Raw genomic sequence first — 21,952 nt, 5'->3', positions numbered from 1 at the left:
CTGGCCGCGGTTCATTGGAAATGGCACCCAGACACCCACAAAAGGAGAACTCGATGCGCATCGATTGGGATGTCCCGATCACCATGGACGACGGCCTGGTCCTGCGGGCCGACATCTTCCGGCCCGACGCGGACGGCCGTTATCCGGTCATCATGACCCACGGGCCGTATGCCAAGGGATTGTCGTTCCAGCAGGCGTTCACGTTCGCGTGGTCGAACTTGGAGGCCGAGCATCCCGACGCACTCGCCGGTTCGTCCAACCGCTACCAGAACTGGGAGACCGTCGATCCCGAGAAGTGGGTCCCCGACGGTTACGTCGTCATCCGCGTCGATGCCCGTGGCTCCGGCCGATCCCCCGGGTATGTCGACATCTTCTCGCCGCGCGAGGCCCGCGACTATTACACCTGCATCGAGTGGGCCGGGGTGCAGCAATGGAGCAACGGCAACGTCGGCCTGCTCGGGATCTCGTACTACGCCGTCAACCAATGGCAGGTTGCCGCGCTTCGACCACCGCACCTCGCAGCGATCTGTCCGTGGGAGGGTGCGACCGACTACTACCGGGAGTTCACCCACCACGGCGGTATTCCCGGCGACTTCCTCAGCGAGTGGTATCCGCCGCAGGTGGAGGCGATGCAGCACGGCGTCGGCGACCGCGGGGCACGCAATCCGGTCACCGGAGTGCCAGTGGCCGGCCCGGAAACGCTCGATCCGGACGTGCTCGAGAAGAGCCGGGCGGACGTGGTCGCCGAAATGCTCGGCCGCCCGATACTGGACGACTACTACCGGGACCGGTCGGCCGACCTCACCCGGATCACCGTGCCCACCCTGTCCGCCACGAACTGGGGCCACCACCTGCATACCCGCGGCGGGTTCGAGGGCTACAACACGATCCCGGCCGGCCAGAAGTGGCTCGAGGTCCACGGGCAGCAGCACTGGGTCGAGTTCTACACCGACTACGGCCTGCGGCTGCAGAAACGGTTCTTCGGCCACTTCCTCAAGAACGAGGACACCGGCTGGGCAGACCAGCCACCGGTGTACCTCAACCTACGCCGCGTGGACGGCACTTTCGCGCAGCGCGCCGAGAACGAGTGGCCACTGGCCCGGACCGCCTGGACAACCTTCCACCTCGACCTCGACCGACAGCAGTTGGCCACCACACCGCCGCAGTCCGCGACAAGCATCGACTTCGCCGCACTCGGCGACGGGGTCACGTTGTGGACGGACCCGTTGAGCGAGGAGACCGAGATCACCGGGCCGGCCTCCGCGCACCTGACCGTTGCCTCCAGCACCATAGACGCCGACCTGTTCCTCGTACTGCGGGTGCAGGACATGAACGGACGGGACGTCACGTTCCCGGGTGCGATGGACCCCGAGGGCGCCATCGCGTTCGGCTGGCTACGCGCCTCGCTGCGCACGACCGACCCAGCGCTCAGCACGCCGTACCGGCCCTGGCAGACCTACACCGAATCGCAGCCGCTCACGCCTGGCCAGCCGGTCGGCGTCGACATGGAGGTCTGGCCTACCTCGGTGATCATTCCAGCCGGATACCGGCTCGGCGTCACACTGTGCAGCCGCGACTTCACGTTCGCCGGCGAAGGTCCGTGGCCGGAAGCGTACGGCGTCCGTATGCGCGGCAACGGCATCTTCGTCCACACCGACGAACGCGCCCGTCCGCACACCGTCTTCGGCGGCACCACCACCCTCTTCACCGGCGGGCAGCACGCATCCTCGCTGCTACTACCGATCATCCCGCCAACCGGCCGCAGCGCCGGATGACCGTCGCGCCGCACCCGCCGGTGTCCGTGCTCCGCCCAGCGGACACCGGCAAGCGAGTGCGGCTCACCTCGACAACCGCCTCGGCATGTCTCACCAGCTCGACGTTGCGACGCCGTACCTGATCGTTGCCAGTGTTCTTCGGCTTCCTTCCATTGCAGTCCTGGAAGACGTTGTACTTCGGGTACGCCGGAGCGTGGAGTTCAACGCGTGTAAGCCCACCTGCTCCGAAACACCACAGATGCTCGGACGAAGCCAGGCCGCAGCATCCACCTTTCTGCAGCGGGGAGCCGGCTATCAACCAAGGGCTGATCACAACTGCGAGTGTCGCCACCAGCGGCCACGCCACCATCCTGCGTGACTTGATTGCCTCAGGAGAACTTCGTGGTCGCCAGCTCCGTCTCCTGCGTGGTGGTGGCTGGCCTTCCGCTCTGCGGTATCGACTTTCCGGTCAGATAGCCGGCGTGGCTGATCCCGAGAATTCCGAGAGCAGCCCCGCTGAGCGTTGGCAGTGAGGTGATGGCCGACGGGTCGCCGGCCTTGGCGAAAAGCCACAGGCAACTCCAGAGGTACGTGATCGCGAGTGCGACTGTGAAAACGAAGTTCTGAAATTTCGTGACGTCCAGCCGGGTAAGGGCGCCAATGCCCTCGTCATACGCGAACATGTCGGAAATCCGCGCATTCTTCGCATCGATTCGCGCCAGCACCCGATCGCCAGCACCCAGTGGGCTCCCTGGCGGCCCGTTCTTCTGTGACTTGATAGCGACCGCGAGCGCAGTGCTGCCGAGCGAGATTCCGAGCAATCCCCAGATCTCTCCAGGAACCACGAGATCCCACGCTGTGGAGGGGTCTTCGGTGGCGCGACCGATCACGGCAGCCACCAACACCGGGACGATAGTGAAGGTCCACAGGACAAGCTGAAACTGAGTCAGACTCCAAGTGTCGCGGGCATCTATGAAAATGCCCCATATCGATCCACTGCGCTTGGCGCCCGCGACTGCAGCCACCAGCACCATGAGCCCTAAGGTCACCCCATACGCGATCCATGTAGCTGCCATTTCTCCCCCAATGCCGATACAACTTGCGGCCACTATGAGCTGTGTCGACGCTATTTGACAGGCCCCGTGGCTTTCGTCATTCAATTGCAGCCTGCTGGTCGCCAGGGGCCTCTCGCTCGGCCCTGGGCCCAGCACGTATACCGCCGATAGCTACCCCGCTCCGGCACTTTGCCACCAGAATGGAACCGAACCGACCTTGTCTGCGTCCGTCTTGGGGCAGGCCGACGCAGTCGGATTGCTGCCATGGGGTGTTCCCAGGTGGGATCGGTGGGGATCGAATGACCGCAGCAAATAGATTGCGCCATCAAGCAGACACCCGACGCCGTGAACGCGAGCTACCAACGCCCGCGGACCGTCAGGCCCTTGACACGACCGGCGAACAATCTCCGCGCAAGCCGGTACCTCATGGTTCACCCAAGCTTCCGCCGTCGCCGCCGAACCATCGAGTCGACCAAGCCGCAGTCCTTGGCGCTGCGCTCGCCGCCTCGGTAAGCATTTCAGCTGCTGACGGCCCATGGGAGCCGATGGAGTCAGTCGTCGGTGTCGTTCTGATCTGCCTGATGAAGGCTTACGTCGATGCTCAGCCTCTATCTCTAGATGCGAACCGCACGAAGCGCAGAGCGCTAGCGAGTGTGCTCGCCCTGTCTTGGTGCCTAGTAGCGGCATGGCCAATCCAACTCGCCCTGTCCCCTCTTGGCTGGCGCCAGCTAACCGACTTGGTGCTGCCAGTCCTTTGGATCGGCCTGCTCTGGGGTCAAGCGCGACGGCTGCGCAGCCCACGAACAGCCGACAACCCCTCGCCGGCTGTTCGGTTGCTCACGCGCCTGACACGCAACCTCTGATGTCGAAGTCACGCTCGACATCGGACCATCCCCGTCCTCGAGCTCAAGCACACCTGACCGGTGGCGGTCAGGTGTGCAGATCGTCGCCGGCGGTTAGGGCAATCGGTGGACGGTGGTGTCGGCCCAGTCGGCGTGGTCGGAGTTGTTGCCGTCGGCTGCGTCGGTGACCCGCAGGGTCAGCTGGTCGTCGCCCAGCACGTCCAGGTCGATCCGCTGCGGTTCGGAGTTGCCGTGCATCACGGGCGACTCATAGATCAGCTTGCCGTCGGCCTCCACCTGGAAGATCACCGAGGAGTACGGCGAGTTCCGCTGGAAGTCGTCGACTCCGATCACGGCGCTGAAGCGGACGTCGGCCGGATCGAGGCGGTAGACGATCTCGGAGTTGGCATGGGTGCCGATGCCCTTGGTGTATTCGACGCCGGCCAGCGAGATCGGCCCTCCGGAGACCGAGCGGTCGTGGCCCAGCGTTCCCCAGCCGATGGTCGCCGATTCCCACTTCCGGTCGCTGAGCGCGGTGGCAGTCAGATCCGCCGGCAGCGCCTGCTCGTCGGCCTGTGCTGGAGCTCCGGGCCCGCGCTCGTTCGCCGATGTCACCCGGTACCGCCATGGCCCTCCGCCGGCCTCGCGATCCACCCAGCCGTCGCCGGCCACTGACTCGGCCACCGGTTTGAAGTCCTCCGATCCGACGGGCGCTCGCTCGACGGTAGCGGTCAACGCATCGGGCGCACTGTTCCAGCTGAGTGCCACGCGGTTGCCGGACCGGTAGGCGCCGAGGTGGGTCGGAGCTGCGGGCGCCGCGGCCGGCATAGTCCGGAGGCTGTGCGGACCGCCGGGCACCGGCAGTTCCTGATGGGTCCGGGCGTTCACAGCCGTCACCGACCAGTAGTACTTGCGTCCCGGCTCCAGGCGCTGAGCTGAAGCTGTTGTGCCGGTCACGGTCCAGCTGCGAACGACGTCGCTCAACTGCGGGTCCCTGGCTACCGTGACCCGGTACTCGGTCGCATTCGCCGACCGGCTCCAGCGCAGCAACGCATTCCGGGATCGGACCCGGTCGGCCCCGTCCTGAGGGGACACCAACGCGAAGTCGTCCGGGTGCGTCGTGATCGCGTCGCCCCAACGCTTCTGGTCGTTCCGGCCCACTGCCTCGGCGGTCACGTGAGCTCCGGGCGGCAGGGAGACGGTGATCGAGCTGACGGACTTCCCGCGCTGCAGGGTGTGCTCCGCCCGCACGCGACGGCCGTTCACCTCGATCTGGGCATAGCCCCCGTAGAAGCTGATCGTCGTCTTCAGCGGCTGAGGCCCACTGTTGTGGGTCACGGTGGTCCGGGTGCCACCCTCGTGGCGTACGCCGAGATCGTGCGCACCCACGGTGATGTGGTCGAGGTCGAGCCAGCCGATCTCCTGAGGCAGCCGGGACAGGGTTGAGACCGCGTGCGACGGTGCATCCGGAACGACTCCGGCTAGCCCCTCGACCGTCTGGGAGAGCAGGGTGTAGCTGACCTCGGGGTAGTCGCCGTTGGTGCCCTGCTGCGGGACCTCGTGCGGCTTGTCCAGTACGGAGATGATGTCCTTCATCCAAGCCCAGCCCTGCTCGGACCGGCCGTAGGCGAACATGACGTCGGGGACATAGGTGCTGGACTCGATGTTGGTCGGCCGGTTCTCGACGTACTTCTTGTACAGGTAGTCGAGGAACTGGTCGGTCTTCCGGCTGTTCGGGTCGATGATCTCGTCGTACGCCATGAACATCGAGTTCTCCTGACCCCAGCCGGTCACCTTGGCGCCGTCGGGGGTGCGGCCGCGGACGTACTCGTCGGAGCCGAGCGTGATCCCCCAGTCCTTGTTGAAGTATTTGAAGAGCTCGGCGGCGCGAGCGTCGAACTGCTTGGCGATCGCGACGTCACCTCGGGCGCGCGCCAGGTCGGCGTAGCCACGGAACGCCTGGTACTGCGCGGCGAAGCCGTCTCCGGCCTCGATCATCTCCGCGTCGGATCTCTCGTTGTAGCTGGCCGCCCCGTACCAAATCCCCCGGCCGGTCCCCTCGGCCACCCCGTTCGGCAGCTGAGTGTCGTGCAACTCGACGAACTTGGTCACGGCCTTGGTGTAGAAGTCCCAGAGAACTGGGTCCTCGAGGTACGTGCGGTCCCCCGTCCAGCGGTACTGCTCGGCGGCCTTGTCGACCAGCTCGAAGACGGCGGGCACCTCGCGAACGAAGTACGAATCGCTCGGGTGGTCGAGGAAGTACGGGCTGCCGTCGAAGTTGAGCGCCCACAAGGGAAACCAGTTGCGCGTCTCGGTCGAGGTCGCGGCGTACGCCTGGAGCATCGACTTGTTCTCCAGGTCGAGCCCCAGCAGGTGCGCTCCGGCGGCCTGGTGTGCGTAGTCCCGGATGTAGAAGGCTGTCCGGTTGGCGTAGCCCGCCCAGTACGACGGGATGTAGTCGGCTTCGCGCGCGTTCGGCGGGACGGGTCCTTCGACGTCGACGGGTCCATGCTTACCGGTCTGGACGTGCTGTCGGGCGCGCCACTTGGCCCAGTTGAAGGTGTCGACCAGCGCATCGTTCGAACTGCTGATGACAATGCTCTTCTGTTCCTCCGCCACAGTCACTGTCCAGGACGAGTGGTGCCCATGGCTGTCGGTGAGCGCAAACTGCCGGGGGTGGGTGTAGTCGAGGGGTTGCGCGGGATCTGGGGCGATAGTGCTGCCCGCGGGAAGTACGACGTCGGCTGACAAGGCTTTCCGGTCGGACTCGTAGGGCAGCTGGACAGTCACGGTGCGGGCATCCTGGTCGATCACCGACAGGCCCTGCTGGCCGTCCACCTCGAAGCTCAGCAGCTCCCGCAGGTCGTCGTACACGGACACATCGTCGATGTTGATCCAGTTCTCGGCGCTGCTCGTCACGAACACCTCCACGCGCTGCCCGCTGGACAGGTCCACCGGCTCGAGAGAGTACGGCTGGTACGAGCTATCAACCGGCAGCGGCCGTGACGTCAGCATCTGGCCGCTGTCGGCGTCGCGGAGCCCGAATACCCCACCTGCTCCATTCGTCGCGATCCAGGCCGATGGGGTGTAGTTGCCGTCGGCATCGACCGTCAGGGTCTGCGCCACCTGGTACGCGGGGCCGGCATCGAGGTAGGCCAACGCCTGTCCCGAGTGTGGGTTGTTGGTGGCACGTCCTGCGCCATCGGTGAACCTCCAAGGCTCGCTGCCCGCTTCGAAGCCGCCGTTCACCACAAGTTCGTGTCCGGAGCTGTCGGGCTCGCCGTTTGCCCTGACCGGTGCGACGAGCGGGACGAGCGCCAGGACGCAGAACCCGATCAGCAGCAATCGACCGGTCCGTGACATTGCTCTGATGCTGGTGGGCGGCATGGCCTGCTCCTCGACTGTCAGGACTGCTTGTAGACGCCGACCTCGGCGATGGACAAGGGGCCGCTCTGGTTCTCGAGTTGGACGCGGACATACCGGCCGGAGGCGCCGCCGAAGTTGAGAGTGGTGGGAGTTCCGGCGGTACCGGCCTGGCGTTTGGCGCTGATTCCAGGGCCGGTACGGGCCGTGGCCAGGTCCTGAGCGGTGATGGGGTTGTCGGAGATGATCACCCAGAAATCACTGAGGCGGGAGCCGAAGCCGCCATCGGTACGGTTGTAGATCTCGACGTCGCCGATCGGGGCGGAGGCACCGAGATCAACCTGCCACCAGGCTTCCTTGGCGTCGACGGCGGTGTGGGTGACGGAGTTGTTGAAGTAGGTGCCGTCGGTGTTGCCGTCGACGCCCCGGGCCGCGTCGCCGTCGTAGTCGGTGGAGATCTGGGTGGCCGGCTTGTTCAGGGCCAGGTTGCCCGGACGAACGGGCTCGGTGATCAAGTCGGTGCCCAGGTACTCGTGCGACAGCGGGTCGCGGTACTTCAGGTGGATCAGCTCCACCGGTCCGGCGGTGATATCGAGTCCGGCCAGGTTGAGGTCGATCCGCCCGTCACTCCTGACCGTGAACGGAACGGCTCTGCCCTTGGGCGTCTTCGCCCAGACCACCGGGTTGTTCAGATTCGGCACCGTCAGGAGATCCTTGTCCCTGACCGGCCGCTTGAACAGGAACACGTTCATCGTGGCGCCCTCGAAGGTGGTCGCCGCGAGACCGCTCGGCCGGATCGGTCCACCGCGGGTGCCGTAGATCGCCGCACCGTAGGACTTCATCCACTGACCCACCTCGGCCAGCCGGTCGCGCTGCGGCTTGTCCACCTCGCCCGACGGTTTGGGACCGACGTTGAACAGCAGGTTTCCATCACCGGTCGCCGTCGAGATCACCGTCTTGATGATCGTCTCCAGGGACTTCACCGACTCGTTCGGCCGCCAGGACCACTGGTCGCCGATCGTGATGCACGATTCCCAGGCTCGCGCCACGTCGAACGCCCCGACCCGCTGCTCAGGGGTCGAGTAGTCACCGGCCAGCGCCGGTTGCGGATCCGCCCAGTTGAGCGCGTACCCGCGATTGTTGATCAGCAGCCCGGGCTGGAGGTTGCGTGGTACCGAGTGGAACGTCGGCGGCCGGTAGACGCTCAGGTCGGTCGGCGCGATCCCGTCGTACCAGAGGAAGGAGATGTCGCCGTAGTCGCTCATCAGCTGTTTCAGCTGGCTCATCATGTAGTCGTAGTACTCGTCGTTCCTCCCCGCGACGACCAGGGGATTCGTCCAGTCCCAGCCGGAGTAGTAGAGACCGAACTCGATCCCGCGGGATCTGCAGGCGATCGCGACCTCATCGACCAGATCACGCTTGGACTTCCCCAGCGGAGTGGTCGCGAAATCCGGATAGAACGACGCCGCGAAGTTCCTGGCCCGGAACATCGGGAACCCGTCATGGTGCTTGCTGGTCAGCACCAGGTACTTCATCCCGGCCGACACGGCGACGTCGGCCAGCTCCTCGGCCCACCCCTTCGCCGGCAGGAACGACTTGTACGCCACGTCGTACACCGGATCGAACAGCTTGGTCGGATCGTTGTACGGCGCGGTCTCGTTCGGCTTGCCGGCTCGGTACGCCTCCCGCCCCCAGCCGGTCTCCCGCCCGGTGAGGCTGGCCGGCCCGAAGTGCACGAACAACCCGAAACGCAGTCTCGCGAGAGCCTCCTGCCCGTCCACCCGTTGTCCAGTCACCCGCTTCCCAGCGGCCAACGGGCTCGGAACTGCCGCGGCGTGCGCCTGGCCGGTCGTCGAGCCGAGCAAAGTAGCGGCGACACCGACCGCGGGCGCGCCCAGAATGATCGAACGGCGCCGTAAGCCCTCGGCGGGAGAATCAGGTTTCGGCATCGGAGTGGCCTTTCAGTCGCGGGCGGCGAGTCACTCAAAATCGGATACGATATTGGAAATTAGAAGCTGCGTAGCCTGGTGTCAATGGCCGGGGCAGGAGGAGAGCGTGCGCGATCAAGATCCAGGTCAGGCGCCGACATTGCGGCCCGCACCCCGGCTGATGCTGCGCGAGAGTGTGTACGAGTCGCTCAAACGCCTACTCATGGACAACGCCCTGGAGCCCGGCACCAGGCTGTCGATCGACGGCCTGGCCCGCGAGCTACAGGTCTCGCAGACGCCTGTACGTGAGGCGCTCTTCCGATGCGAGGCTGAGGGCCTGGTGGTCCGGCGGCCCAACGCGGGCTACCTCGTCGCACCGCTGCTCGGCCGCGACGCACTCCTCGACCTCTACGACCTCCGACTCCTGCTCGAACCCACGGCCGCCGCCCGCGCCGCCGCCAACGCGACAGAGCGCGACCGCGAGGACATCGACGACGCCGTACGAGCGATGGCGCCCGCCGTGCACGGGGACAGCTACCAGGCGTACCGCGAGTTCGCCGAGGAGGACGCGAAACTGCACGGCACGATCGCGAACGCCAGCGGCAATCCGCTCATCGCCGAGACGCTCGACCGGTTGCGCGCGCACATCCACTCGTACCGGCTCTACTTCCGTCACGGCATCGCCGAGGTGACCGCCGGCGAGCACCAGGCGATCAGCGACATGATCCGCGACCACGACCAGACCGGCGCCGAACAAGCCATGCGGATCCACCTGGAGAACTCCCGAATCCGCCTCCTCGCCGCCTACGACCAGGATTGAGCAGACACCACCGCCGGGGCGACAGCAGACGGCTCCGGCTACATCGCCGGTCTGGCGCGCCTTCCGATGGTCCAGCGCCATCCTGGTTGCCGGGCGGCCCTGCGGGAGCCGGGCCTTCGATCGGGGAGTACGACGGGGTCAAGCCGTGGCAACGTCAGCAGTGCGTCGGCCGTCTCGTCGTCCGGGTTGCTCCGGATGTACCGCTGCGAGTTCACGCCGACGACACGGATCCGCGGCCCACGACTCCCATCCGGCTCGCCGACGTAGGCGATGCCGGCACTCTGGTCAAGCCATCGGATGACATCTTCGATCGAGCTGTCTTCCAACCCACCGTGAGGATCCGACCACTCAACGCGAGCGATACCACGCAGGTCATCGCGCTCCTGCGACATAGCGATCGCAGTAACCGTCACTGCCGGGTAACTTGCAAGGCTCATCGACTGACGCACTCTCCTGGTATACCAACCCTCGCATCGTGGCACTCTCCCCCGCCGCCCCGGAAGGGCCAGACCACCCACTGGACCGCTGCCACCGCGTTCGAGGCCGCCGGTATGAATTGATTGAGTAGTAATTTACTATGGAGTCAATTCGTCAATTCGGGCTTCGGGGAGTGAACGCGGTGGCTACCAGGTCTTGGTGGGGTTGGGGAAACATCGAGGATGCCGTCGTGGGCGCTGAGCGAGCCGCGCTCACCGCGCGGGTCGCGGCGATGCTCCCGAACGCGGACTTGACGGTGCACGAGCCACCGCAGCTGGCCTCCTTGACCGTGGCCGATTCCCGTCTGGAGGCCCCGGCTCCGCTGGCAGCGTTGGCCTCGCAAGACCTCGCCGACCGGGTGTCGCACGGTCGCGGTCAGGCGTTCCGCGATGTGGTGCGCAACCTGCTCGGCAGGGTCGAGGACATCCCCGATCTCGTTCTGCGACCGGGCACCGAACAGGATGTCGTCGACATCGTCGACTGGTGCGGTGATGCCGGTATCGCATTGATCCCGTTCGGCGGGGGAACGTCGGTGGTGGGCGGTGTGGAACCCCGCAACTGCAGCGACTACGCGGGCACCGCGTCGTTGGACCTCGGACGGCTGGACAGGATCGTCGAGGTCGACCGAACCAGCCGGGCGGCGCGAATCCAGGCGGGCATTTTCGGGCCGGTGCTCGAGGCCGGCCTACGCCCCGATGGCCTGACCCTTCGGCATTTCCCGCAGTCGTTCGAGTTCTCGACGCTCGGCGGCTGGCTCGCGACCCGGGCCGGCGGGCACTATGCCACCCTCAACACCCACATCGATGACTTGGTCGAGTCGATGCGCGTGGTGACCCCGGTCGGGATCAGCGAATCACGAAGGTTGCCAGGCTCGGGCGCGGGCCCGTCCCCCGACCGGCTGTTCCTCGGCTCTGAAGGCACCCTCGGAGTGATCACCGAAGCGTGGATGCGGTTGCAGGACCGTCCGCGCTGGCGGGCCGGCGCATCGGTGCTGTTCGACGACTACGGTCAGGCGGTCGCGGCGACCCGCACGATCGCCCAATCAGGCCTGTTCCCCACGAACTGCCGTCTGCTGGACCCGGTGGAGGCGTTCCTCAACGCGGGAACCCAGAGCGCCGGCGGCGTACTGGTCCTGGGTTTCGAGTCGGCCGACCATCCAGTCGAAGAGTCGATGCGCCGGGCCGAACAGATCTGCCTTGACCACGGTGGACGCCTGCCCGATGGAATCAGCCTCACCGACTCGGCCGCGCAAGCTGCCCGGCCCGGCGCGGCCGACACCTGGCGATCGTCGTTCCTGCGGATGCCCTACCAGCGCGATGCGATGGCGGCGCAGTCGATGATCGTGGAAACCTTCGAGACGGCCTGTACCTGGGACCGCTTCGACGAATTGCGTGCCGCCGTCCTGGCCGCGGCGACCGCCGCGTTCACCTCCACCGGAACGGTCGGCGTGGTGAGCTGCCGGTTCTCCCACGTCTACCCGGACGGACCAGCCCCGTACTTCGGCATCTATGCCGCCGGCCGCTGGGGCCAGACCGTCGAGCAGTGGGACGAGATCAAGATCGCCGTGTCCGAAGCACTGATCACCTCCGGAGCCACGATCACCCACCATCACGCGGTCGGCCGCGACCACCGCCCCTGGTACGACCGTCAGCGACCCGAACCGTTCGCCGTCGCGCTCCGCGCAGCCAAATCAGCCCTCGACCCCGCGGGCATCCTGAACCCCGGCGTACTCATCGACCCCACAAAGGTCGAGCACACCGCATGACCAGCAGACCGGGCACCAAAGGCGTCCCACGTCAGCAACGCGAGCACCAGATCCTCGACATCGCAACCACCGAGTTCGGCAGCCGCGGCTACGCCTACACCTCGCTGACCGACATCGCCACCCTGGCCGGAGTATCCAAGCCACTCATCTACACCTACTTCGGCTCCAGGGACGGCCTGCACGCGGCCTGCGTCCACCGCGCCGGACGGATCCTCGTCGACGCCGTCGAATCCGCCCAAACCGTCGCCGGCGCACACAACAAAGCCCTCGCCACACTGACCGCGATCTTCCACGCTCTCGACGGGCACACCCAGAACTGGAAGCTCATCTACGACGCCTCCCTCCCCCGCCCCAGCGAGGCGCACACCCTCGCCCGGCAGTACCAGGACGCACTCAACACCATGGGGGCACGAGGCGTCGCTGAAGCTCTCACCGACAACGACACTCACGAGACTCACGACACCTTCGACCACTCGCTGCTGCTCGCCCTGTGGTTCAGCACCGTGTCCACCACCATCAACTGGTGGGGCGACCACCCCACCCAAACACCCCGACAGATGAGCGAGCGCTGCCTGCGCCTGATCGACGCGATCCGGCGCCCCACCACCGTCGAAGAAGCCCCTACACCATGAGCGACCGGCCCTCAGCCGGCTGGTGACCATCGTTGTCCGGGTAGGCCTCTTCACGGAAGAAGCCCAGCGAGCGCATCACCGGGAAGTCGTTGAACGAGAACAGGCAGGCGTCGTCGGAGCGGCTGACGTTGGCGTGCTCGTGCCAGGCCCAGGACGGAACGCAGAAGATGTCGCCTTCGCTCCAGTCGAAGCGCTTGCCGTTGACGACCGACGTACCGCTGCCCTTGGCCGCGGTGTAGATCTTCGAGCCGACCTGCCGATGGGCCAGGGTCGCTTCGCCCGCACGGAGCAACTGCATATGAGCACTCATCGTGGGCATCACCGAGCCTCCCGTCAGCGGGTTGCTGTACTCCATGATGATGCCGTCGTACGGCGACCCGTCGCTGGCCTTGGCCGCGCTGAGCAAGGCCTCGTAGGTCGGTTCCCACGGATAGGCCAGCAGCGGAGAGTGGTTCTTGCCCCAGGAGCCGCCGGCTGGACGCAACTGGCCGGCGCCATACGTGTGCAGAGAGGAGTTCACCACTCCTTCCTGCTTCTGGTACGTGGACGGATGGACCTCGTAGAACGGTGCGTCCAGCGCGTTGACGAGTGGGATGTCCAGACCGTCCTGCCAGATCACCGGCCCGGAGGACTCCTCGCCGTCGTTGCCGTGTTCGTGCCAGGTCCAGTTCGGGGTGATCGCGAAGTCCCGCGGCCCGACCTTAAGTTTCTGGCCGTCGACGATGGTCCAGGCGCCGGTGCCTTCGAGGACGAACCGGAGCGCGGCCGCCTGGTGGCGGTGGGCCGTCATCGACTCGCCCGGAGCCATCACCTGCAGACCGCTGTACAGCAGACCAACCGTGGCCGCGATGTCGCGGCGGTCCGGGTTGTAGAGGGCAACGACCCGGCGACCAGCGTCGTCGGCCTTCACCAGCCCGAGTGCCTCGAGGACCAACGGCCGCAGGTCGCGGTACCGCCAGTGCATCGGCACCGACCGGGGCTGCGGGAACCACGGCTCGATCTTGTTCGCGATGGTCCACAGCGCACCGGCGTCGAGCTCTTCGAGGCGCTCGTAGTAGGCCTGCAACTCAGCGGTCTCCCGCACCCGGGCGCGGCCCAGAACGTCATCACTCAGTGTCATGTCCAACTCCTTGTCAATCGGAAGAAGTCCGATTGCCGGCCCGCCGCGCGAGGAGAAGCGGCGGAGGGCCGGATCAGACCATCTGCTTCTCGAGCCTTTCGCTCAGGCGTTCGGCCGCTTCCGCATTCACACCTTGGACGGTGCTGAGCAGATGCGACTTCAGGGCCTGGTAGGCGGCAGCCGGGTCGTGCGCGACACAGTGATCGAGGATCAGTTCGTGTTCGCGCCGGCGGATGTCGACCTCTGCCGGGTCGTAGAGACCGGCAGCCCGGTAGCGCTCGCTGTTGAGCCAGGTGGGGCTGATGGACCGGAACAGCCAGGACGATTCGGCTGCCCGGTAGACGGTGAAGTGGAAGTCCTCGTGGGCCTTCCGGGCGCCGGCCTTGTCGCCCAGGCGCAGCGCCAACTGCTGGGCATCGAGCGCGTCCCGGGCGAGTTGCGCCGCCTCGTCGTCGAACCCCTCGGCCGCCTGGCGGACCAGTGCTCCTTCGAGCACGATCCGGGTCAGATAGGTGTCGATCAGGTCGTCGTCCGTCAACGGTCGTACCCGGGCCCCCCGGTGCGCCTCGACTTCGATGATCCCGGTCGCCTCGAGCTGTTTGATGGCCTCGCGGACCGGCATCATGCTCATGTCGAGATCCTTGGCCAGTTGCTGGAGCGGCAGTGGTGCGCCGGCCGGGATCGACCCGTCCAGGATCGCCGCCAGGACCGTGTTGTAGGCCTGGTCGGCTGTGGTCGTACGCGCCGGAGCGCGAAACTTGTTCGTCACTGTCAGTACCTTCCGCTGAGCAACTCGCCGGCCCGGGGAACGAGCGGCTTCAGATCCATGGCCTTCAGGATCTCGTACGTCGTGGCCAGAGCGGCGGATATGACCGGTTTGCCGATCCGATCCTCGACCACCTGGATCGCGGCCAGCGACGGCATCTGAACGCAGGCCGACAGAATGACCACGTCGGCCTGGCTGTGGTCGAGCCGGTCGACGATGGCATCGAGAGCCATCGGGTCCCGGTTTCCGACCTCGAGATTGTCGGGGATCTCCAGCGCGATGTGGTCCGTAATGCGGTAGCCCTCGTGTTCGATGTATCCGACCACCTGCTCGGTGAGCGGCTTCAGGTACGGCGCGATGAGGGCAGCACTGGTCGCTCCCAGCGTGCCGAGCGCGTTCACGAGGGCGCCGGCGCTGGTGATCACCGGGGCGGACGAGCCGTTCTCACCGACCCGTTGAGTCAACCGCTCCTGTGAGACGCAGTGGTACCCGTAGCCGCGCGACATGATCGCGACCAGACACGCGTACGCCAGCACCTCGACCTGGGCGTCGGCGAGTTCTGCCGCGCAGCGATCGGACTCGTCGTCCATCGCGGCCAGTTCCTCACTCGTCACCGACTTCATCCGCATCCGCGACGAGTGGAAAGTGAACCGCTCGGGTTCGATCTCCTCACGGGCCCGGAGCATGGCGGGGATCTCGGTCTCCATGGTGATATTGGAGCTCGGCACGATCAGCCCGATCCGGCGCGCTCGATTCGCCATCGTCAGACCGCCTCGACCGGGTTGGTCAGGGCGCCGATGCCCTCGATCCGCGCCTCGACGACGTCACCGGGCCGGAGGTACTGCGGCGGGTCCTGAGCCGCTCCGACACCCTGCGGCGAGCCGGTCGCGATCACATCGCCTGGCTCGAGCGTGATGCCCGAGGTGATGTCCTCGATCAGCTCCGGGATGCCGAACAGCATGTGCTTGCTGTTGCCGTCCTGCTTCTGCTCCCCGTTGACGAACAAGCTCAGCTGCAGACTGTGCGGATCGGGCAGTTCGTCGGCGGTGACGACGATCGGTCCGAGCGGTGCGTAGCTGTCCTGGCCCTTGGAGAAGAACCACTGCCCGGCGCGACGCTGGTCGCGGGCGCTGATGTCGTTGAGGATCGTGTACCCGAAGACGTAGGCGTAGGCGTCGTCGCGGTCGACCGAGCGGGCCGTTCGTCCGATGACGACGGCGAGTTCGCACTCCCAGTCGAGCTGTTCGGTCAGCCCGGGGTCGTGCCGGATGGGCTCGCCGGGTCCGACCACCGCGGTGGCCGGCTTGCTGAAAAGCACCGGGCGGGCCGGCAGCGCCTCGTCGGTGTCGAGCGTGCGGCTCGACTCCTCGACGTGCTCGACGTAGTTCAGGCCGACCCCGATCACCTTTCCGGGGCGTAGCGGTGCATGCAGCCTGACCTCGGCCAGTCGATGGGCGGTGCCGGGCGGCCACGCAGTCTGACCGTGAACGGCCACGCGGATGCTGTCGAGGACAGCAGGACCTGCCTCGATGAGGCTGCGAAGGTCGCCTGGCACATCGAGCTCACCGCGAAGCGCGGCCTCGATGTCCACGACCGTCTCGCCGTCGTCGACGATCAGGCCGATCCGGGCAGCGGTGCCGCGGGCGGGGGTGAAGGTGGCAAAACGCATCGATGCTCCTTGGAGGTAGAACGGCTTCGTCGGGGCCCGGTTCAGCTGAGACCGAACTCGACGGCCGACAGGCCGGGCTCGTGGTCCGGAGCTTGGACGGGGTGGGGATCGTCGGTGAACACCACTGGTGTCTTCGGCCTGCGATCGACGTGCAACTGGAGCACGTCGAAGCGGTTGTAGTGGCCGATGATGTCGTGCATCTGTTTCGGCTGGATGCATCGGCGCAGATCGATCTCCGCGTAAACGATGCCTTCGGTGTCGATCAAGGGTTCGGTCAGCAGCCGGCCGTCCGGCCCGAAGATGCCGCTGAAAGCACTGTGTTCGCCCTGCAACAGCTCTCGCGAATCGTTGTCATGGGCAACCGCGTCCACGATCTCCGGAGTGATCGCGGCACAGGACACGACCGAGAAGACCTTGCCCTCGAACGAATGCGCGGCCGACCGGACCTTGATTGCCTCGACCATGTCGTAGCCGGCCGGTGCCACTGGCAACGCGATGTAGTTGGCCACGTGGACGTTCTCGCCCTGCGCCAGCAGTGCAAACCGCGCCAGTGTGTTGGTGTTCTCACCACAGGCGAGGGCACCGAGCCTGCCGACGGAGGTGTCGAAGACCCGCAGCGACCGGCCGTCGCCGCCGGCCCAGGTCAGCTTCTCCGCCCAAGTCGGGACCAGCTTGCGATGGACACCCAGCAAAGCACCGTCGGCTCCGATGAACACGATGGAGTTGTAGAGCGTTCCCATCGAGAACGGGTCGCGTTCGTTGACACCGATGACGACCGTGCAGCCGGCCCGGCGGGCAGCCGCACGCAGCTGGTCGACCTCAGGTCCAGGGATGTCGATCGCCGCGTCGAAAAGCTTCTCGAACCAGGGACTCCCCTGGATCGGCGTCATGGTCCAGTTCCAGTAGGGATACCCGGGCACGAAGACCTCAGGGAAGGCGATCAACTCGGCGCCCTCCCGAGCGGCGGTCGCGATCAGCTCGCAGGCCTTCGCAACGGTCGCCGGGGTGTTCAGAAAGACCGGCGCCGCCTGAATCGCGGCGGCGCGGAACCTCGGGTAGTCCACGTGCTCCTCCCTTCAGCCAGCTCTCATGAGGGCGACGTTACGACAATTCTCCGCTTTTATCAAATATGATGATCTACTTATTGACGAGTTAGATCATGTGCTCCTACTGTCGCTTCACACGTTCACAGCCGTCGACCGGAATCTCCGGTTCGGTCAGCTCGCCGTCGGCGATCCACACGCCCTGACAAACCCGGCACCGGCCCTTCGCGGGCTCGTCGGCCGGTCCATCCCTCTGATGAGGAGCACCTCCACATGACTGCCGTATCCGAAGCCTCGGCTGCCGTCCTCAGCGACCTCCGGCCGCAGTACGGCCACTTCATCGATGGCGACTTCGAGAGCAGCACCACTACGCATTTCCCAGCGGTCAACCCCGCCACGGGCGAGCACCTCAGCGACCTCGCCCGCGGCGGCGCGGCCGACATCGACCGAGCCGTCCAGGCCGCCAAAGCCGCGTTCGTCAACTGGCGCCGCACCCTGCCCGAGGAACGGGCCGCGATGCTGCTCCGGCTGGCCGACGCGATCGAGGCCGACATCGAGCGGCTGGCCTACCTCGACGCCCTCGACATCGGCCGCCGGGTCACCGAGACCGAGATCGACCATCGGATCGCGCTCGGCGAGTTCCGCTTCTTCGCCGGCGCCGCGCTGAACCGCACCGGCTTCAACCGGCCGATCGAGAACGGCATCGCCATCGCCCGCCGGGAGCCTCTCGGCGTCATCGGGGCGATCATCCCGTGGAACGTCCCGGCGATCATGGTGGCGCACAAACTCGCGCCGGCCCTTGCCGCCGGCAACACAGTCGTCCTCAAACCGGACGAGCACGCGTCACTGTCCACCCTGGCCTTGTGCGAGCACCTGGCACAGATCTTCCCGGCGGGTGTGGTCAACGTCGTCACCGGTCTGGGCGAGGAAGCGGGCGCTGCCCTGACCGCCCACGTCGACGTCCGCAAACTGGCCTTCACCGGCAGCTCGGAGGTCGGACGGCTCGTCGCCATCGCCGCCGCCGAGCGACTCGCGCCGGTGAGTCTGGAGCTGGGTGGCAAGAGTCCGAACATCGTCTTCCCCGACATCGACGATATCGACGGGGTGGTCGACAACGCAGCGTTCGCCGCGACGTACTGCAACGGCCAGTCCTGCCTGGCCGGAACCCGCCTATTCGTCCACGAGGACGTGTACGACGACGTGGTCGGCCGCCTCGTCGCCGGCGTCGAGAAGATCGCTCTCGGCAGCCCGATCGACCCGGCCACCGGCCTGAGCTGTCTGGTCTCCGAGCGCCAGGGCAAGCGGGTGCTCGACTACGTCGACATCGGCCGCAAGGAAGGGGCCAAGCTGCTGACCGGTGGCGAGCGTTCGGTTGTCGAGGGCAACGAGTACGGCTACTTCGTTCAGCCCACGATCTTCGAGGCGACCAACGAGATGCGGATCGCACAGGAGGAGATCTTCGGCCCGGTGCTCTCGGTCATCCGGTGGAGCAACTACGAAACCATGATCGCCCAGGCGAACGGCGTCCGTTACGGTCTGGCCGCCGGCCTCTACACCACCAATATCGCACGGGCACTCGAGACCGCCGACCGTCTCGAGGTCGGCTCGGTGTGGATCAACAAGTACTTCAACCTCGTCGACGGATCACCGATCGGCGGGTTCAAGGACAGCGGCTACGGCTCCGAGAACTCAGCCGAAACCATCGATCTCTACACCCACCTGAAGTCAGTCACGCTGATCGGTCAACCGCAGGCCCCCTTCTACCTGCCACGCTGACCTCACTTCGAAGGCCGACCATGACCGCCACACCTGCCCACGTAGCTTGTTCGGCTATGGTTGCGCAACTTTCGTCGGCTTGGCCGCATCAAGGTGGGTAACGATCTGCTGTTGGCATGGAGCCGGCAACCTGGGGGTCAGGTCACGAGAGGTTGCGACATGCGTGGTAGGCAAAGGCTCGTCCGTCGGGGCTCGGTAGTACTGAGCGGGGCTGCACTGTTGGCCGCCGGCTTGCTTCCCGGCGCCGCGGACGCTGTGACGACAACTACCGGCGATGCAAGCGCCGGCAAGAAGTGCTCCATGGATCTGGGGTCGGTCACGGTTGGAGGTGATCACAGGTCGCAGCGCATCACGGCCGGCTCGCCTCCGACGAGAACGAACGACCGGGTGGTGGCGGCCGATGTGTTCGACGATCAGGTACGGCTCAGCGGTTCGATGTTTGCCTCCCCGGATCCGCGCGGCGTCTTTGTCGCGGGCCACGTGATCATCGGCTCGACCCTGATCTACAGTGCCTACACGCTCGTCAGGGGCGAACTCGACCCGGACTCGATCCACCGCGAGGTCGACGGCGGCGAATACGGTGACATCGTCGCGTTCGAGGAGTCTCGCTATCGGGAGGGAACCTCCGTCCCACGAACGACGATCTACGGGCTGCGCGACGACGGCGTGCTGAGCAGATGGACCTCCACCAGCGGGGGTTGGCGAGTTACCGGCACGTCCCCGGGCTTCGCGCCGGTGAAGGCGATCGCGTTGATCAGCAAGACCCGGAGCTATGACACGTTCCTCGCGAACACCCGGGGCGGCGCGCTCTACACGATTCACATCCCGACGACGGCGCCGATGAAACCAGTGGTCAAACGGGTACGCACCCGTACCTGGCAGGGCTTCGAATTCCTGATCGCGCAGAAGTGCGGCAACCAGGGCACCCTGCTGCTCGGCATCGACAAGGACACCCAATCGGCCTATCTGTACGCCGTCGGCCACGCCAACGGCACTGCGACGGTCATCCAAGGCCTCGGCAAGGTCCCCGGTACGTTCAACGACCCGGCCTACTTCCGCTTTGCCGCACCCATCGACCCACTCTTGGGTGAGTAGGCGCTGCCCCACCACCGGCTCACTTCACCAAGTCCCGGTAGTCACAGTAGAGCCGGTAGCAGGCCGAGGATCGGCGCTCCGAGGGCTCCTAGCCAATGCGCGAGCATGCCGAGGGGCCCGACGAGGGCCGATCCGGCCGAGGCCAGTGATCCTGCGGCGAGGAGGATGCGGGTCAGCCGCTCAAGCCTCGGGGCGATCCGGGTCCGATCCGGCTTCGGCTGGCGGAGACCGGCCTCGATGTCGCGGAGTTCCGTCTCCACCGCGATCGAGGACAGCGGGTCGAGACGCGTGGCCTTGACGCCCGCTCGCAGATCGGCGAGCGCCTGCAGGGCCTGCTCCGATGTCACCACGATGCCGGTCTGACCGCCCGTGATGTGCTGGTCGCGGCCGACGTTGTTGATGTTGGCGGCGTTCTGGTTGCCGATGTTGAAGGTCATCGCGACTCATCTCATGAACTGGGGTGGCGGTAGTTCCCGGTCGACCCGGCGGCGGCGCGCGGTGGCGACGATGTGCAGCACGATCCCGACGATGATCAGCAGTACGCCGACCAGGTTGACCAGGCCTCCGAGCGCGAACACCAAGAGCCCGCTGAAATCGTCCTTCGTGGGCATACTGGACGCAGCCGAGAGGTCCAGGATCTGACCGTAGTACGTGTACCAACCGAAGGCGGCGACGGCGAGTCCGACCAGGAACACCACGACACCGGTCCAGATCAGCCCGCGGGCCTTCGTCTTCGCCGCGGCGATCTCGCGGAAGAAGTTCTCCCGCTGCTGGATCACCTGCTGCACGTACTGATCCCGCCCGACATTGTTGATCGCGTGCGCCCGCTGATCGCCGATGTCGTAGCGAACCCCGGCCGGCGCGCCTTCGCCCGTGCCGTAGCGAAGCCGCAGCTCCGCGAACGCAATCCGGTCCCCCGCGTGCAGCCGTCGCGGCTCCGTGATCGCCTCGCCGTTCACGAAGGTGCCGCCGGCCGAGCCTAGATCTTCGACATAGTCCACGCCGCCCTGCTGCCACAGCGCCGCATGCGTCCGGCTCAGGTACGGGTCGTCGAACCGTACCTCGCAGGTCGGCAACCGGCCGACCGTCATTCGGGCGCCGGTCAGATTGATCCGCTGCCCCTCGTGTGATCCGGCTTCCACCACGAGGTACGTCGTACTCGATGCATCGCTCATCGTCCTCTGCGGCGACCGCGGGCACCTCGCCCGTCCGCGCCGCACCCCCACGATCAGGAAAGCACTCGCGCCGGACCGTTACAAGACGCAACCTCCGGCCGTCTTCGATCCTGCCGAGACCAATCTGGCAGGTCAGTGCTGTGGGAAGCAGGCAGCGACGGCCAAGCCGTCCACGAGGTCGTTCATCTGGTGGCCGGAATGGCCCTTCACCCACTGGAAGGCGACATCCCCGCGCTCGATCACCAACGCCACCAGGGGCTCCCATAGGTCCTTGTTGGCGACCGGCTTCTTTGCTGAGGTGAGCCAGCCTCGCTCAAGCCAGCCTCTGTACCACCCGTCGCGGAAGCAGTTGACGACGTAGGTCGAATCCGAGACGACCAGCAGCGGACCGTCGTTCGCCCGCACGGCCTCGAGGGCGGCACGGATCTCCATCCGCTGGTTCGTGGAGGCAGCCTCGTGACCGGCGGCATACTCGGTCGTCGACAGCGCCCAGGCCCAGCCTCCAGGTCCGGGGTTGCGCGAGCAGGCACCGTCGGTGAACACCTTGCGCGCGCCGATGGGGACTGTCATGTCGGCCGGACGAGGACGGCGGGCGCGAGCTGGAGGCATCACAGCGAAACATTACCCTGCGGGCGAATCGGGCGCCCACCGGAGGTTCTCTGCCTCCGTAGG

At 66.3% G+C, this 21,952-nt stretch carries 18 protein-coding genes; 6 read left to right on the top strand and 12 right to left on the bottom strand.

Features of this window, described 5'->3' with window-relative positions:
- Window positions 1-53 precede the first annotated feature (53 nt).
- Complete coding sequence (locus G3I17_RS03455) at window positions 54-1,775, top strand: CocE/NonD family hydrolase (protein WP_164593814.1); 1,722 nt, start codon at window positions 54-56, stop codon at window positions 1,773-1,775.
- A gap of 368 nt (window positions 1,776-2,143) precedes the next feature.
- On the opposite strand, the gene G3I17_RS03450 is transcribed toward G3I17_RS03455, so the two are convergent.
- The 3 genes from G3I17_RS03450 to G3I17_RS03440 form a co-directional block, all read right to left on the bottom strand.
- The gene (locus tag G3I17_RS03450; RefSeq protein ID WP_164593812.1) at window positions 2,144-2,788 is read right to left on the bottom strand and encodes a hypothetical protein; all 645 of its coding nucleotides are present in this window, start codon (window positions 2,786-2,788) and stop codon (window positions 2,144-2,146) included.
- Window positions 2,789-3,765: 977 nt separating this feature from the next.
- The gene (locus G3I17_RS03445) at window positions 3,766-7,014 is read right to left on the bottom strand and encodes an NPCBM/NEW2 domain-containing protein (protein ID WP_164593811.1); all 3,249 of its coding nucleotides are present in this window, start codon (window positions 7,012-7,014) and stop codon (window positions 3,766-3,768) included.
- Window positions 7,015-7,055: 41 nt separating this feature from the next.
- Window positions 7,056-8,963, bottom strand: a complete 1,908-nt coding sequence (locus tag G3I17_RS03440) for an alpha-L-fucosidase (RefSeq protein ID WP_164593809.1) — start codon at window positions 8,961-8,963, stop codon at window positions 7,056-7,058.
- A 106-nt stretch (window positions 8,964-9,069) separates the two neighbouring features.
- Here G3I17_RS03440 and G3I17_RS03435 point away from each other — a divergent pair, with 106 nt between their 5' ends.
- Entirely contained in the window at window positions 9,070-9,762 is a 693-nt protein-coding gene (locus tag G3I17_RS03435) for a GntR family transcriptional regulator (protein ID WP_164593807.1), read from the top strand.
- Between the two features lie 38 nt (window positions 9,763-9,800).
- Here the strand turns inward: G3I17_RS03435 and G3I17_RS03430 are convergent, their stop codons facing one another.
- Window positions 9,801-10,199, bottom strand: a complete 399-nt coding sequence (locus G3I17_RS03430) for a DUF3892 domain-containing protein (protein WP_164593805.1) — start codon at window positions 10,197-10,199, stop codon at window positions 9,801-9,803.
- A gap of 140 nt (window positions 10,200-10,339) precedes the next feature.
- On the opposite strand from G3I17_RS03430, the gene G3I17_RS03425 reads away from it, so the two are divergent.
- Window positions 10,340-12,004, top strand: coding sequence for an FAD-binding oxidoreductase (locus tag G3I17_RS03425; RefSeq protein WP_164593803.1), 1,665 nt, complete (start codon window positions 10,340-10,342; stop codon window positions 12,002-12,004).
- Window positions 12,001-12,636: a TetR/AcrR family transcriptional regulator gene (locus G3I17_RS03420; RefSeq protein WP_164593801.1), complete on the top strand. Its 636-nt coding sequence runs from the start codon at window positions 12,001-12,003 to the stop codon at window positions 12,634-12,636. Before G3I17_RS03425 ends, G3I17_RS03420 begins: the two co-directional genes overlap by 4 nt.
- Here G3I17_RS03420 and G3I17_RS03415 read toward each other — a convergent pair.
- From G3I17_RS03415 to G3I17_RS03395, 5 genes are all read right to left on the bottom strand, one after another.
- Window positions 12,626-13,756: a cupin domain-containing protein gene (locus G3I17_RS03415; RefSeq protein WP_164593799.1), complete on the bottom strand. Its 1,131-nt coding sequence runs from the start codon at window positions 13,754-13,756 to the stop codon at window positions 12,626-12,628. The two genes, G3I17_RS03420 and G3I17_RS03415, sit on opposite strands and share 11 nt — an antisense overlap.
- A 73-nt stretch (window positions 13,757-13,829) precedes the next feature.
- Window positions 13,830-14,525, bottom strand: coding sequence for a GntR family transcriptional regulator (locus G3I17_RS03410; protein ID WP_164593797.1), 696 nt, complete (start codon window positions 14,523-14,525; stop codon window positions 13,830-13,832).
- A 2-nt stretch (window positions 14,526-14,527) separates the two neighbouring features.
- The gene (locus G3I17_RS03405; RefSeq protein ID WP_164593795.1) at window positions 14,528-15,283 is read right to left on the bottom strand and encodes an aspartate/glutamate racemase family protein; all 756 of its coding nucleotides are present in this window, start codon (window positions 15,281-15,283) and stop codon (window positions 14,528-14,530) included.
- A gap of 2 nt (window positions 15,284-15,285) precedes the next feature.
- The gene (locus G3I17_RS03400) at window positions 15,286-16,191 is read right to left on the bottom strand and encodes a fumarylacetoacetate hydrolase family protein (RefSeq protein ID WP_164593792.1); all 906 of its coding nucleotides are present in this window, start codon (window positions 16,189-16,191) and stop codon (window positions 15,286-15,288) included.
- Window positions 16,192-16,232: 41 nt separating this feature from the next.
- The gene (locus tag G3I17_RS03395) at window positions 16,233-17,255 is read right to left on the bottom strand and encodes a carbon-nitrogen hydrolase family protein (protein ID WP_164593790.1); all 1,023 of its coding nucleotides are present in this window, start codon (window positions 17,253-17,255) and stop codon (window positions 16,233-16,235) included.
- A gap of 252 nt (window positions 17,256-17,507) precedes the next feature.
- On the opposite strand from G3I17_RS03395, the gene G3I17_RS03390 reads away from it, so the two are divergent.
- Window positions 17,508-19,010: an aldehyde dehydrogenase family protein gene (locus G3I17_RS03390; RefSeq protein WP_164593787.1), complete on the top strand. Its 1,503-nt coding sequence runs from the start codon at window positions 17,508-17,510 to the stop codon at window positions 19,008-19,010.
- A 390-nt stretch (window positions 19,011-19,400) separates the two neighbouring features.
- The gene (locus G3I17_RS03385; protein WP_203589644.1) at window positions 19,401-20,105 is read left to right on the top strand and encodes a hypothetical protein; all 705 of its coding nucleotides are present in this window, start codon (window positions 19,401-19,403) and stop codon (window positions 20,103-20,105) included.
- A gap of 41 nt (window positions 20,106-20,146) precedes the next feature.
- Here G3I17_RS03385 and G3I17_RS03380 read toward each other — a convergent pair whose 3' ends face one another.
- The 3 genes from G3I17_RS03380 to G3I17_RS03370 all read right to left on the bottom strand — a co-directional run bounded on the left by G3I17_RS03380 (window position 20,147) and on the right by G3I17_RS03370 (window position 21,850).
- Entirely contained in the window at window positions 20,147-20,542 is a 396-nt protein-coding gene (locus G3I17_RS03380; RefSeq protein WP_164593783.1) for a hypothetical protein, read from the bottom strand.
- A gap of 6 nt (window positions 20,543-20,548) precedes the next feature.
- On the bottom strand, window positions 20,549-21,280 hold the full coding sequence (locus tag G3I17_RS03375; RefSeq protein WP_164593781.1) for an FHA domain-containing protein: 732 nt from the start codon (window positions 21,278-21,280) through the stop codon (window positions 20,549-20,551).
- 132 nt (window positions 21,281-21,412) lie between these two features.
- On the bottom strand, window positions 21,413-21,850 hold the full coding sequence (locus tag G3I17_RS03370; protein ID WP_164593779.1) for a ribonuclease H: 438 nt from the start codon (window positions 21,848-21,850) through the stop codon (window positions 21,413-21,415).
- Window positions 21,851-21,952 lie beyond the last annotated feature (102 nt).

The organism is Streptomyces sp. SID13031, assembly GCF_010548305.1.
Taxonomy (GTDB): domain Bacteria; phylum Actinomycetota; class Actinomycetes; order Propionibacteriales; family Kribbellaceae; genus Kribbella.
The sequence above is the reverse complement of the archived record's forward strand: the minus strand, read 5'-3'. Positions and strand labels throughout refer to the sequence as shown.

Excerpts from the sequence above, each read along its gene's own strand:
- G3I17_RS03455 (WP_164593814.1), top strand. The coding sequence starts at position 54 with ATGCGCATCGATTGGGATGTCCCGATCACCATGGACGACGGCCTGGTC.
- G3I17_RS03450 (WP_164593812.1), bottom strand. The coding sequence starts at position 2,788 with ATGGTGCTGGTGGCTGCAGTCGCGGGCGCCAAGCGCAGTGGATCGATA.
- G3I17_RS03445 (WP_164593811.1), bottom strand. The coding sequence starts at position 7,014 with ATGTCACGGACCGGTCGATTGCTGCTGATCGGGTTCTGCGTCCTGGCG.
- G3I17_RS03440 (WP_164593809.1), bottom strand. The coding sequence starts at position 8,963 with ATGCCGAAACCTGATTCTCCCGCCGAGGGCTTACGGCGCCGTTCGATC.
- G3I17_RS03430 (WP_164593805.1), bottom strand. The coding sequence starts at position 10,199 with ATGAGCCTTGCAAGTTACCCGGCAGTGACGGTTACTGCGATCGCTATG.
- G3I17_RS03425 (WP_164593803.1), top strand. The coding sequence starts at position 10,340 with ATGGAGTCAATTCGTCAATTCGGGCTTCGGGGAGTGAACGCGGTGGCT.
- G3I17_RS03420 (WP_164593801.1), top strand. The coding sequence starts at position 12,001 with ATGACCAGCAGACCGGGCACCAAAGGCGTCCCACGTCAGCAACGCGAG.
- G3I17_RS03415 (WP_164593799.1), bottom strand. The coding sequence starts at position 13,756 with ATGACACTGAGTGATGACGTTCTGGGCCGCGCCCGGGTGCGGGAGACC.
- G3I17_RS03405 (WP_164593795.1), bottom strand. The coding sequence starts at position 15,283 with ATGGCGAATCGAGCGCGCCGGATCGGGCTGATCGTGCCGAGCTCCAAT.
- G3I17_RS03400 (WP_164593792.1), bottom strand. The coding sequence starts at position 16,191 with ATGCGTTTTGCCACCTTCACCCCCGCCCGCGGCACCGCTGCCCGGATC.
- G3I17_RS03390 (WP_164593787.1), top strand. The coding sequence starts at position 17,508 with ATGACTGCCGTATCCGAAGCCTCGGCTGCCGTCCTCAGCGACCTCCGG.
- G3I17_RS03380 (WP_164593783.1), bottom strand. The coding sequence starts at position 20,542 with ATGACCTTCAACATCGGCAACCAGAACGCCGCCAACATCAACAACGTC.
- G3I17_RS03375 (WP_164593781.1), bottom strand. The coding sequence starts at position 21,280 with ATGAGCGATGCATCGAGTACGACGTACCTCGTGGTGGAAGCCGGATCA.
- G3I17_RS03370 (WP_164593779.1), bottom strand. The coding sequence starts at position 21,850 with ATGACAGTCCCCATCGGCGCGCGCAAGGTGTTCACCGACGGTGCCTGC.